Origin of the sequence: Caballeronia calidae (assembly GCF_900044055.2) — a bacterium.
Classification (GTDB): domain Bacteria; phylum Pseudomonadota; class Gammaproteobacteria; order Burkholderiales; family Burkholderiaceae; genus Caballeronia; species Caballeronia calidae.
In genome coordinates, this window is sequence record NZ_FCOX02000115.1 from 1 (window position 1) to 11,917 (window position 11,917).

Consider the following 11,917-nt stretch of genomic DNA (forward strand, 5'->3'; position numbering starts at 1 on the left):
TTTCGTGTCGGTCTATTTGCACTGCCCCTGTGCGGGGCGGCAGTCACTTTCTTTGCTGCTGCAAAGAAAGTAACCAAAGAAACAGCTATCCCCATCCAAAGTACTTCATGCCGGCCCCGGCACAGAAGCAGTCTCGTGGTCCGGCAGTAGCGAGTGCCCTCACAAAACCCTCCGGGCTTGGATCGCGCACGGTCTGCCACATCGCGCCACTCAACTGACTGGTAAGGCGCCAAATAGCTCAACCGCTTCGCGGCCGACCGGTCCATCGGGGATGCGTGTGCTTCTTTACTTACGCATCCATCTCACTGCATCGGTGGTTCGTTGGTTTCCCTTGCATACCCCTCGGCAGCGCGTAGCGCTGTGCCGGAGCTATTTGGTGCTGAACCAGCGCCCTTAAACAACTAACTTGTCAGACCGTGCGCGGTCCAAGCCCGGTTAGGCCTATGAGGGCACTCGCTACTGCCGGACCAATTGCGAAGTTCTGTGCCGCGGCCGGCCTGAAGTGCTTAGGCTGGGGAAAGCTGTTTCTTTGGTTACTTTCTTTGCAGCAGCAAAGAAAGTGACTGCCGCCCCGCACAGGGGCAACGCAAATAGACCGACACGAAACCAAGTTCCCCGAAAACAAGCCTCAAAGCACCCGAGCAATGAGCGAAAGCAACACCGACAGCAAAAGCGTCGACATAAACGGAAACGAATACTCACGCCCAAAAATCCGAAGCGTGAAATCCCCCGGCAATCTCCCGATGCCGATCTTCTTCAACCAGGGCATCGACCCGGAAAGAATCGCGAGCGCGATGAACGTCGTGAGCAGCCAGCGGATCATGATCGCGCACTCATAGCGTATGAGACCGATCACCCGTCGCGAAGGCGTCGAGCGTGCCGGGAATACCGCGCGAAAACGCGATCACCTTGAAAAGCTCGCCCATCTCCGCTTCGGAAAGGAGCTTCTGCACCGCATTTGCCGCAGGCAGAAACCGCTTCACATCCGAAGGATCCAGCTCGTCGAGCACATCCGTGATGCCCGCATTCATCAGAAAGCGCGCCTGCGACGTAAAGCCGAGCAGATCGGCGCCCGTCTCGACGCCCGCCTCCGCGATGCCCGTAAACTCCACGTGCGCGGTGATGTCCTGCAAGCCCGGATAAAGAAACGGATCCGCGTGTGCGCGATGCCGGTAATGGCACATCAGCGTGCCGGCCGCGCGCTGCGCGTGATAGAACTCGCGTCGCGGAAATCCATAGTCGATGAAAAACGCCGCGCCGCGCGTCAGCATCGTGCAGACGGTCTTCGTGAAGCCGAGCGCGGCCTCGTGCGTTTCGGTCAGGTATTCGGCGAACGGCTCGTGGCTGGCTTCGTCGATGGCGGCATCGATCAGTTCGATCTGCGCATCCGGCGCGACAGGCCGGTCATCGAACGCAAACCGGCCGTTCAGTTCGACGACGCCGCGCTCGTGCCACGCGCCGAGCTTGCGCACGACGAGACGCACCGGCATCGCATCGAGCACTTCGTTGCCGATCACGACGCCTTCGAACCGGTCAGGCAGCGCGTCGAGCCATTTCACCTTCGGGGCGAGCGCCGGCACCTCCCGTAAGATGGTCTCCCGCTGACGCGCGCGCAATTCGCCGGAAAGATCGACGATCGCGTAACTGTCGAACGGCACATCGAGATCGGCGAGCGCGGCGAGCACCCCCGCGGCCAGCTTGCCCGTGCCCGCGCCGAATTCCATCAGATGCCGCGTGCCGCTTTCCCGCAAGGCCTGCGCAACCGGCCGGGCGAGCGTTGTCGCGAAAAGCGGGGACAGTTCGGGCGCGGTGACGAAGTCGCTGCCGTCTTCCGCGCGGCGGCCGAATTTCATCGCTCCGCCGCTGTAGTAGCCGAGGCCGGGCGCGTAGAGCGCCAGATCCATGTAGCGGTCGAACGGCAGCCAGCCGCCCGCCGCGGCGATGCGCCCCCGAATCAGGTCTGTAAGCGCTTCGGACTGCGCGAGCGCGTCGGCGCCCGGAGCAGGTAAACTATCGGATTGTCGAGCATTTGGATTCATCCCAGTATTGTAAATGAGCGCTTCCACGCCGTTTTCTTCCGTCAACTCGCCGTCTTCCGGCACCGTTCCGCGTTCCCGCGCCGTGCTGGTGACGGGCGCGGCGAAGCGCATCGGGCGCGGCGTCGCGCTGGAGTTCGCGCGGCAAGGCTGGGACGTGGCCGTGCACTACGGCGGCTCGGAGCGCGAAGCGCGCGAAACCGTCGCGGATATCGAGGCGCTCGGGCGGCGCGCGGTCGCGCTGAAGGCGGATCTCGGCGTCGAAGCCGAAGTCGCGCGGCTCGTGCCCGCGTGCGTCGAGACGTTCGGCGGGCTGAATGGCATCGTCAACTGCGCGTCGCGCTTCGACGAGGACACCGCCACCGACTTCGGCTACGCGAAGCTGCTCGCGATGACCGCCGTCAACGTCGCCGCACCGCTCACGCTCGCGCGCATGCTGCACGCGATCACGCCCGATGCCGCCGCCAGTGAAGACGCGCAACGCGGCGTCGTCATCAACGTGCTCGACCAGAAGCTCTACAACATGAATCCGGATTACCTGTCGTACACGCTGACGAAGGCCGCGCTCGACAACGCCACCGTCGCGCTGGCGCAGGCGCTCGGGCCGAAGCTGCGCGTCGTCGGCCTCGCGCCGGGCCTGACGCTGATTTCCGCCGGACAGACGCCCGCGTCGTTCGAGGCGGCGCATCGCGTGACGCCACTCAACCGCGCATCGACGGTCGAGGATGTCGCGCAGGCCGCGTGCTTTCTCGCGAACGCGCACGGCGTGACCGGCACGACGCTCGTCGTCGATGGCGGCCAGCACCTCGTGCCGAGCCCGCGCGATGTGATGTACATGATCGGCGCGCACAAGCCTTAAACGCGTTTATTGAATATTGGAACCAACATGCTTGCCGCACTTTCGCATCCCCGGCTGACCGATTGCCGGCGGCTTTTTCTGCGCAACTACGAAGTGCGCATCAATATCGGTGTGCATGACTTCGAGAAGCGCGGCGAGCAACGCGTCGTGATCAACGTCGAGCTGTTCGTGCCGCTCGCGCTGTCGACGCCCATCGAGGACAAGCTGGCCGAAGTGGTCGATTACGACTTCATGCGCTCGACCATCGCCGATCGCGTGAAGCGCGGCCACATTCACTTGCAGGAAACGCTGTGCGACGACGTCGCCGCCGCCTTGCTCGCGCATCCGAACGTGCGCGCCGTGGCCGTGTCGACGGAAAAGCCCGATGTCTATCCCGATTGCGACGCGGTGGGCGTCGAAGTCTTTCGCATCAAAGAGGAACGAGCATGAACGCGCGCGACACGATCGAAACCGCAGAGGCGCAGAAACCCGCGCGCGAGGCGCTGACCAGGCGCGAGCAGAAGGAAGCGTACGAGAACAACAAGCTCTTCAAGCGCATCGTACGGCAGGTCGGCGAGGCGATCGGCGACTTCAACATGATCGAGCACGGCGACAAGGTGATGGTGTGCCTGTCGGGCGGCAAGGACAGCTACGCGATGCTCGACGTCCTGATGCGCCTGCGCGAGCGCGCGCCGATCGACTTCGATATCGTCGCCGTCAATCTCGACCAGAAGCAGCCGGGCTTTCCGGAGCATGTGCTGCCGGAGTATCTGAGCAAGCTCGATATTCCGTTCCATATCGAGAATCAGGACACGTACAGCATCGTCAAGCGTCTCGTGCCAGAAGGGAAGACCACGTGTTCGCTGTGCTCGCGCCTGCGCCGCGGCATTCTGTATCGCGTGGCGGGCGAGCTCGGCGCGACCAAGATCGCGCTCGGCCATCATCGCGACGACATCCTGCAGACGCTGCTGCTCAACATGTTCTACGGAGGCAAGCTGAAAGGCATGCCGCCCAAGCTGCAATCCGACGACGGCAAGAACGTCGTGATCCGTCCGCTCGCCTATGTGAAGGAAACGGATCTGGAAAAGTACGCCGAGCTGCGCGAATTCCCGATCATCCCGTGCAATCTGTGCGGCAGCCAGCCGAACCTGAAGCGCGCGGAAATGAAGGCGCTGATCCGCGAATGGGACAAGCGTTTCCCGGGGCGCGTGGAAAACATGTTCAACGCGCTGTCGAACGTGGTGCCGTCGCATCTGATGGACAGCAAACTGTTCCCGTTCGCCGGTTTGCGCGCGACGGGCGAGGCCGATCCGCAGGGCGATATCGCGTTCGACGAGGAACCGTGTGCAAGCGAACCGTCAGGCCCGTCCGGCACGGTTTCAATTGTGCAGTTCGACGACCTGTAGCCTTTATCCAACAAGGGCGCAACGTGGGTTTCGCCGCACTGCGCCAAAGGGCCCGGTGATATATTGGCGGCTCGTCATACCCAGCAAGGCTTCCAGCGATGAACATCGTGATTCTGGCTGCCGGCATGGGCAAGCGCATGCGCTCAGCTCTGCCGAAAGTACTTCATTCCCTTGCGGGCAAGCCGTTGCTCGCGCATGTCATCGACACGGCCAGGACGCTGTCGCCGACGCGTCTCGTCGTGGTCGTCGGGCACGGCGCGGAGAAGGTCCGCGAAGCCGTCGGGGCGCCTGACGTTCAGTTCGCGCTTCAGGACAAGCAGCTCGGCACGGGACACGCCGTTCAGCAGGCTTTGCCGCTGCTCGACCCTTCCGTTCCGACCCTCGTGCTGTACGGCGACGTGCCGCTCACGCGCGCCAGCACGTTGAAGCGCCTGATCGATGCCGCGGGTGCCGAGCGCTACGGCGTGCTTACCGTGACCGTCGGCGATCCGACCGGCTACGGGCGCATCGTGCGCGCCGCGGGCGGCAAGGTGAAGCGGATCGTCGAGCAGAAGGATGCGAGCGAGGAAGAGCGGCGCATCGCGGAAATCAACACCGGGATCATCATCACGCCGACGCGCACGCTCGAAACGTGGCTCGCGTCGCTGAAGAACAACAACGCGCAAGGCGAGTTCTATCTGACCGACGTGGTCGAGCGCGCGATCGAAGCGGGCGTCGAAGTCGTCACCGCGCAGCCGGACGCCGAATGGGAAACGCTCGGCGTGAACAGCAAGATTCAGCTCGCCGAACTGGAGCGCATCCATCAGCGCAACGTCGCGAACGTGCTGCTCGACGCGGGCGTAACGCTGATGGACCCTGCGCGCATCGACGTGCGCGGCACGCTGGAATGCGGCGCGGACGTGTCGATCGACGTGAACTGCGTATTCGAAGGGCGCGTGACGCTCGCCGACAACGTGACGATCGGCCCGAACTGCGTGATCCGCGATGCCGTGATCGGCGCGGGCTCGCGCGTGGATGCGTACACGCATATCGAAGGCGGCACGACCGGCGCGAATGTCGTGCTCGGACCGTATGCGCGGCTGCGTCCGGGCGCGAAGCTCGGCGACGAAGCGCATGTCGGCAACTTCGTCGAGGTGAAGAACGCGGTGCTCGGCCATGGCTCGAAGGCGAACCATCTCACGTATATCGGCGATTCCGATATCGGTGCGCGCGTGAACGTGGGCGCGGGCACGATCACCTGCAACTACGACGGCGCGAACAAGCATCGCACGGTGATCGAGGACGACGTGTTCATCGGCTCGGATACGCAACTCGTTGCGCCGGTGCGCGTGGGCCGTGGCGTGACCATCGCCGCCGGCACGACGGTGTGGAAGGATGTCGGTGAAGGCGAGCTGGTGCTCAACGAGAAAGTGCAGGTCAGCAAGACGGGCTATGCGCGCCCGGTCAAGAAGAAGTCGTAAGGCTGTCGGGTTCGTTCAGTCAGACGCGCGCGGTGCATCGGCGCCGCGTTCTCAAATACAGGTTTCAAAGGAAGAACGCCCATGTGCGGAATCGTCGGCGCGGTAGCGCAACGTAACATCGTCCCGGTGCTGGTCGAAGGACTGCGCCGCCTCGAATATCGCGGCTACGACTCGTGCGGCGTGGCCGTTCTGAGCCACGGCGAGCCGCGCCGCGCGCGCAGCGTCGCGCGCGTGTCCGATCTCGACGCGCAAGTGCGCGATTCGGGCCTCATCGGCATGACCGGCATCGCGCACACGCGCTGGGCGACGCACGGCGCGCCCGTCACCGACAACGCGCATCCGATCTTCTCGCGCGACGCGGTGGCGCTCGTGCACAACGGCATCATCGAGAACTACGAGTCGTTGCGCGAGATGCTGAAGGGCAAGGGCTACGAGTTCGTCTCGCAGACGGATACCGAAGTCATCGCGCATCTGATTCACAGCATGTATCGCGGCGATCTGTTCCAGACCGTGCGGGATGCCGTCAAGCAACTGCATGGCGCGTACGCGATCGCCGTGATGCACAAGGATCAGCCGCATACGGTCGTCGGCGCGCGTCAGGGTTCGCCGCTCGTCGTCGGCGTGGGCGAGGGCGAGGGCGAGAACTTCCTCGCGTCGGATGCGCTCGCGCTCGCGGGCAGCACCGACCGCTTCGCGTTCCTCGAAGAAGGCGATGTCGTGGAAATCGGCCTCGACGGCGTGAAGATCGTCGATCGCGAGGGCCTGCCCGCCGCGCGCGAAGTGCGCGTCGTGACGGCATACGGCGGCGCGGTCGAGCTCGGCCCGTATCGCCATTTCATGCAGAAGGAAATCTTCGAGCAGCCGCGCGCCATCACGGACACGATTCCGCAAGCCGATGAGTTCAGCCCGAGCCTGTTCGGCGAAGGCGCCGCCGATGCGTTCGCGAACGTCGACAGTATTCTGATTCTCGCGTGCGGCACGAGCTATTACTCGGGCGTGACCGCGAAATACTGGCTCGAATCCATCGCGAAGATTCCGACGCAGGTGGAGATCGCGAGCGAGTATCGCTATCGCGAGTCGGTGCCGAATCCGAAGGCGCTCGTCGTCACCATCTCGCAATCCGGTGAAACCGCCGACACGCTCGCCGCGCTGAAGCACGCGCAGGCGCTCGGTCACAAGCACACGCTCGCGGTGTGCAACGTCGCGACGAGCGCGATGGTGCGCCAGACGGAATTCGCGTTCCTGACGCACGCGGGCACGGAGATCGGCGTGGCATCGACGAAGGCATTCACGACGCAGCTCGTCGGCCTGTTCGTGCTCGCGGTGACGCTCGCCAAGCTGCGCGGTCACGTGAATGCGAAGCAGGAAGCCGCGTACTTCACGCAACTGCGTCACTTGCCGGCAGCGTTGAACAGCGTGCTCGCACTGGAGCCGCAGATCATCGCGTGGTCGGAGGAGTTCGCGCGCAAGGAAAACGCGCTGTTCCTCGGCCGCGGCCTGCACTATCCGATCGCGCTCGAAGGCGCGCTGAAGCTGAAGGAAATCTCGTACATCCACGCCGAGGCGTATCCGGCGGGCGAGTTGAAGCACGGGCCGCTCGCGCTCGTGACCGAAGCGATGCCGGTGGTGACGGTCGCGCCGAACGACGCGCTGCTCGAAAAGCTGAAGTCGAACATGCAGGAAGTGCGCGCGCGTGGCGGCGAGCTGTATGTGTTCGCGGATGCCGATACGCGCATCGTCAGCGAAGACGGCATCCACGTGATCCGCATGCCGGAGCACTATGGCGCGCTGTCGCCGATCCTGCACGTCGTGCCGTTGCAGCTGCTCGCGTATCACACGGCGTGTGCGCGCGGGACGGATGTCGACAAGCCACGAAATCTCGCGAAATCCGTGACGGTGGAGTGATCGGCGTTTGAGATCATCATCGCCAAACTGATCGAGGTCCGCGCCTGGCGCGGACCTTTTTACATTCAGAGCGCGAAATGCGCGGCTTCGAGCGCCCATCCTCCCAGCGCGGTTAACGCCACGACAATCACGGGCGATACCCGGCCGACCACGAGAAGCCCATACGCAGCCAACGCCAGCACGACATCCGACCGCGAATGTATCGCGCTCGTCCAGACGGGATCGTAAAGCGCCGCGCCCAGAATCCCGACGACGGCCGCGTTCACGCCACCCATCGCGCGTTGTATCGCGTCCCGTTGACGAAGCGTCTCCCAAAAGGGCAAGGCGCCGAGCACCAGCAGGAACGCAGGCAGAAACATCGCGGCGAGCATCGCCATGCCGCCCGTCCAGCCGCCCAGTGGCGCCGGCATCACCGCGCCCAGAAATGCCGCGAACGTGAAGAGCGGACCGGGCACGGCCTGAGCCGCGCCATATCCCGCGAGGAAGACATCGTTCGCGACCCAGCCCGACGGCACCACGCTCGCCTGAAGCAGCGGCAGCACGACATGGCCCCCTCCGAAAACGAGCGAGCCGGACCGGTAGAAGACGGCCGCCGCCTCGAGCCATCGCGCGCCGCTCCAATGGGCCGCGCCCGGCAGGGCAGCCAGCAGCATGAAAAAGAACGTGAGCAGAATCGCGCCCTGAACCCGGCTGATGCCATACGTGCGATGCTGTTCCGACGGCAAATGCTTCAGCGTCAGCATGCGCCAGCCCAACAGGCCGCCGATCGCAATGGCGCCCAATTGCCCGACCGCCGATGGAACGCCGAGCGCGACGAGCGCAGCCGCCACGGCGATACCCGATCTCAGCCGGTCGGGACAGAGCGACGTCTTCATTCCCCATACGGCCTGAGCCACGATGGCGACGGCGGCAACCTTGAGTCCATGGACCGCGCCGGATTGTCCGAGTTGCCCCCAATGCGCCAGACCCAGCGCAAACACGATCAGTGCGAACGCCGACGGCAACGTGAACCCGGTCCACGCAGCAAGAGCGCCGAGCCATCCTGCCCGTCCGAAGCCGACAGCGATGCCGACCTGGCTGCTCGCCGGCCCCGGAAGAAACTGACAGAGCGCGACCAGATCCGTGAAGCTCGCGTCGTCGAGCCACTTCCGACGTTCGACGAATTCAGCGCGAAAGTAACCGATATGCGCCACCGGCCCGCCGAAGGACGTCAGGCCGAGCTTGAGAAACGTCGTGAAGACTTCGACCGGCGTTCCCCGCTTGCCGAGTGACGTCGATTCGGTGGTGCGTTGCGCAGAGTTCGAGGTCATGCACTCCGTCCGATGAATAGAGCAGGGCGCCCACCCTATCAAACCGCCGCCTGTGGACAACCTTGTTGGCACATCGCTGCGTTAACTGTTGGCGATTTCTGAACAACTCGGCGTTCATCGTCGCGGCGCGAAAGTTGTTCTGAGTTCAATCCGAAAGCGGGCGCACTATACCGAAGTTGTTTGATCGGTAAACCTCTGACGTATAACGCCCATATCGAGTTATCCACTGATTTGCGGCGGGCTTGTTAACTACTACCACGTATACATACGAACTCTTTTGTTTACTTAAGCAACGTGAGTGCATTGCTCAAAACCGCAGCGCTCATTCGCTGAATACGTCCAAGCAGCAATCCGATGCAGCTTCCTGAGCCGCTTTCGGTTATTGCTCGAACGCTTCGAGAAACCCCGCGGCCAACATTCTTAGAAATAAGACGTCATACAAGTAAAACGCGAGCAGCATCGACGGAAATGGCAAAAAACCAAGAAAATAAGGGTTAACGCCGCTGTCTGCAGGCCTTAACTGACGATACTCTGTGTTAAGACGTCTGATGACATTGCCGTCGGACGTACCGCTCTCCAATCAGATCGCCGTCGTCACAGGGAGGCATCATGCCGTCATCGTCACCGTATCAACCGCTGCCCAACGCATTCCGAACGTCGCTACGCGAACGCAAGAGACTGATCGGCTGCTGGATGTCGCTTGCGAGTCCCGTCGTCACCGAGTTGATCGGTGTCGTCGGTTTCGACTGGATGCTGCTCGACGCCGAGCACGCGCCGAACGACGCCCTCACGCTCATTCCGCAGCTGATGTCGCTGAAGGACAGCCCGAGCGCGCCCGTCGTGCGGCCGCAGGCGAACGATCCGGTCGCCATCAAGAAGCTGCTCGACGCGGGCTTCGTCAATTTCCTGATTCCGTTCGTCGACAGCGCCGCCGATGCCGAGCGCGCAGTCGCCGCAACGCGTTATCCTCCTCAAGGCATCCGCGGCGTGTCGGTCGGGCATCGCGGGAATCGCTACGGCACCGTGCCGAACTACTTCCAGGTCGCGAACGAAAATATCAGCGTCGCGGTGCAGATCGAAAGCCGCGCGGCGGTCGAAGCGATCGACGAGATCATCGCGGTCGAAGGCGTCGATGCGCTGTTCGTCGGCCCGTCGGATCTCGCGGCGGCGTATGGCCACATCGGCAACGCGAACCATCCGGACGTGCAGGCGGTCATCGCACATGTGTTCGAGCGCGCGCACGCGGCCGGCAAGCCGAGCGGCATCCTCGCGCCGGTGCAGGAAGACGCCGAGCGCTATCTCGCGCTGGGCAGCACGCTCGTGGCAGTCTGCGCGGATCTCGGCATGCTCAGGAACGCGGCGCAGGCCGTGAAGAAACACTTCATCCCGGCGTGAGCGCAACAGGCGCTATGCTCGACCGGGCCGACACCGAAAATCGACATCAAGGAGCGATACATGCAAAAGGCAGGCTTCATCGGACTGGGCATCATGGGCAATCCCATGGCGGCCAATCTTCTCAAGAACGGCGTGCAACTCGCGGCCTTCACCCGTAGCGGCGTGCCCGCCGATCTCACCGGCGCGGGTGCCACGGCGTGCGATTCGCCCGCGGCCGTCGCGGAGAAGGCCGACGTCATCTTCATCATGGTGCCGGACACGCCGGACGTCGAACGCGTGCTGTTCGGCGAGAACGGCGTCGCGAGCAAGCTGAAGAGCGGGCAGATCGTCGTCGACATGAGCTCGATCTCGCCGATCGCCACGCGCGAGTTCGCGGCGAAGGTGCGCGAAAAGGGCGCCGATTATCTCGACGCGCCCGTTTCAGGCGGCGAAGTCGGCGCGAAGGCCGCGTCGCTCACGATCATGGTCGGCGGCGCGCAGGCGACCTTCGACAAGGTCAAGCCGCTCTTCGACATGATGGGCAAGAACATCTCGCTGATCGGCGAAGTCGGCGCGGGTCAGGTGTGCAAGGTCGCGAATCAGGTGATCGTCGCGGCGACCATCGAAGCGGTCGGCGAGGCGCTCCTGCTCGCGTCGAAGGCAGGCGTCGATGCCGAGAAGGTCCGCACCGCGCTCATGGGCGGCTTCGCGTCGTCGCGCATCCTGGAAGTGCACGGCGAGCGCATGACCAAGCGCACGTTCAATCCGGGCTTCCGCATCGAGTTGCATCAGAAGGATTTGAATCTGGCGCTCGCGACCGCGCAATCGCTCGGCGTCGCGCTGCCGAACACGTCGAACTGCATGCAGTTGTTCAACGCGTGCGCGGCGCACGGCGGCAAGGCGTGGGATCACTCGGGCATGGTGCGCGCGCTCGAAATCATGGCGAACCACGAAATCGGCCAGAAAACGAAGTAAGCATCATCGACGACGCTGCCGGCCGCGCGCCGGCAGCTTCGCATCGCGCTTGCCGGTTTGCGTCTAAACCTTCAAACGCTCGAGGAGCGCGATTGCCGCGGCGGGATTGCGCTCCTTGAAGCCGCTGATGACATAGAGAAACACATCGCGCGATGCGGCTTTCGGCGCGGCCTTGCCGAAGGTCTGCAAGTCGTCCGGCGCACCGCCCGACGCCCACGCTTTCGCGCGTCCGGTCCAGCGATCGAGCGCCGCTTTCGCATAACCCTTGGCCTGCTTGTCCGTCGTGCCCATGATGCGCGCATAGACGAACGGCGCGGTCACGTCCGCGATCTGCGGATACTTCGAATCCCCCGCGATCACCACCGCGACGCGATACTTGCGCGCCAGCGCGACGAACGCCGCGTCGCAGAAACTCTCGTGCCGCACCTCGACCGCATGACGAATCGCGCGGCCTTCGACTTTCGCGGGCAGCAGTTCCAGGAAACGCTCGAAGTCGTCGGGATCGAATTTCTTGGTCGCCGCGAATTGCCAGTTGATGTCGGGTAAGGATACGACGTTACCGTCGCATCCTCCCCTGAGAACTGTACGTGCGACGTTAGCCGCATACAGCTCA

General features: G+C 63.6%; 11 protein-coding genes. 7 read left to right on the plus strand and 4 right to left on the minus strand.

What is annotated here, in order from left to right; all coding sequences use genetic code 11:
* Positions 1-628: 628 nt before the first annotated feature.
* Together AWB78_RS39515 and AWB78_RS39520 are read right to left on the minus strand one after the other, a co-directional pair.
* The gene (locus AWB78_RS39515; RefSeq protein ID WP_062612321.1) at positions 629-823 is read right to left on the minus strand and encodes a DUF2905 domain-containing protein; all 195 of its coding nucleotides are present in this window, start codon (positions 821-823) and stop codon (positions 629-631) included.
* A gap of 10 nt (positions 824-833) precedes the next feature.
* On the minus strand, positions 834-2,039 hold the full coding sequence (locus AWB78_RS39520) for a class I SAM-dependent methyltransferase (protein WP_062612343.1): 1,206 nt from the start codon (positions 2,037-2,039) through the stop codon (positions 834-836).
* A 13-nt stretch (positions 2,040-2,052) separates the two neighbouring features.
* Between AWB78_RS39520 and AWB78_RS39525 the strand changes: the two genes are divergently transcribed.
* The 5 genes from AWB78_RS39525 to glmS all read left to right on the plus strand — a co-directional run bounded on the left by AWB78_RS39525 (position 2,053) and on the right by glmS (position 7,645).
* The gene (locus tag AWB78_RS39525; protein WP_062612323.1) at positions 2,053-2,895 is read left to right on the plus strand and encodes an SDR family oxidoreductase; all 843 of its coding nucleotides are present in this window, start codon (positions 2,053-2,055) and stop codon (positions 2,893-2,895) included.
* Between the two features lie 27 nt (positions 2,896-2,922).
* The gene (locus AWB78_RS39530; protein ID WP_062612326.1) at positions 2,923-3,324 is read left to right on the plus strand and encodes a dihydroneopterin aldolase; all 402 of its coding nucleotides are present in this window, start codon (positions 2,923-2,925) and stop codon (positions 3,322-3,324) included.
* Entirely contained in the window at positions 3,321-4,280 is a 960-nt protein-coding gene (ttcA, locus tag AWB78_RS39535; RefSeq protein WP_062612328.1) for a tRNA 2-thiocytidine(32) synthetase TtcA, read from the plus strand. Before AWB78_RS39530 ends, ttcA begins: the two co-directional genes overlap by 4 nt.
* Before the next feature lie 98 nt (positions 4,281-4,378).
* Positions 4,379-5,740 (plus strand): bifunctional UDP-N-acetylglucosamine diphosphorylase/glucosamine-1-phosphate N-acetyltransferase GlmU, encoded by a 1,362-nt coding sequence (gene glmU, locus AWB78_RS39540; RefSeq protein ID WP_062612330.1) that lies wholly within the window; start codon positions 4,379-4,381, stop codon positions 5,738-5,740.
* 81 nt (positions 5,741-5,821) lie between these two features.
* Positions 5,822-7,645 carry a glutamine--fructose-6-phosphate transaminase (isomerizing) gene (gene glmS, locus AWB78_RS39545; protein WP_062612332.1) on the plus strand — a complete coding sequence of 608 codons (1,824 nt, stop codon included), beginning with the start codon at positions 5,822-5,824 and terminating at the stop codon, positions 7,643-7,645.
* A gap of 65 nt (positions 7,646-7,710) precedes the next feature.
* Here the strand turns inward: glmS and chrA are convergent, their stop codons facing one another.
* A complete protein-coding gene (gene chrA / locus AWB78_RS39550; protein ID WP_062612334.1) occupies positions 7,711-8,955 on the minus strand; it encodes a chromate efflux transporter in 1,245 nt (414 codons plus the stop codon).
* Between the two features lie 609 nt (positions 8,956-9,564).
* Between chrA and garL the strand changes: the two genes are divergently transcribed.
* Together garL and AWB78_RS39565 are read left to right on the plus strand one after the other, a co-directional pair.
* Positions 9,565-10,350, plus strand: a complete 786-nt coding sequence (gene garL / locus AWB78_RS39560) for a 2-dehydro-3-deoxyglucarate aldolase (RefSeq protein WP_062612339.1) — start codon at positions 9,565-9,567, stop codon at positions 10,348-10,350.
* Between the two features lie 45 nt (positions 10,351-10,395).
* Complete coding sequence (locus AWB78_RS39565; RefSeq protein WP_269768973.1) at positions 10,396-11,304, plus strand: 2-hydroxy-3-oxopropionate reductase; 909 nt, start codon at positions 10,396-10,398, stop codon at positions 11,302-11,304.
* Positions 11,305-11,367: 63 nt separating this feature from the next.
* Here AWB78_RS39565 and AWB78_RS39570 read toward each other — a convergent pair.
* Positions 11,368-11,917, minus strand: a 550-nt coding sequence (locus AWB78_RS39570) for a DUF72 domain-containing protein (protein ID WP_232478070.1), incomplete at its 5' end; no start/stop codon positions are given.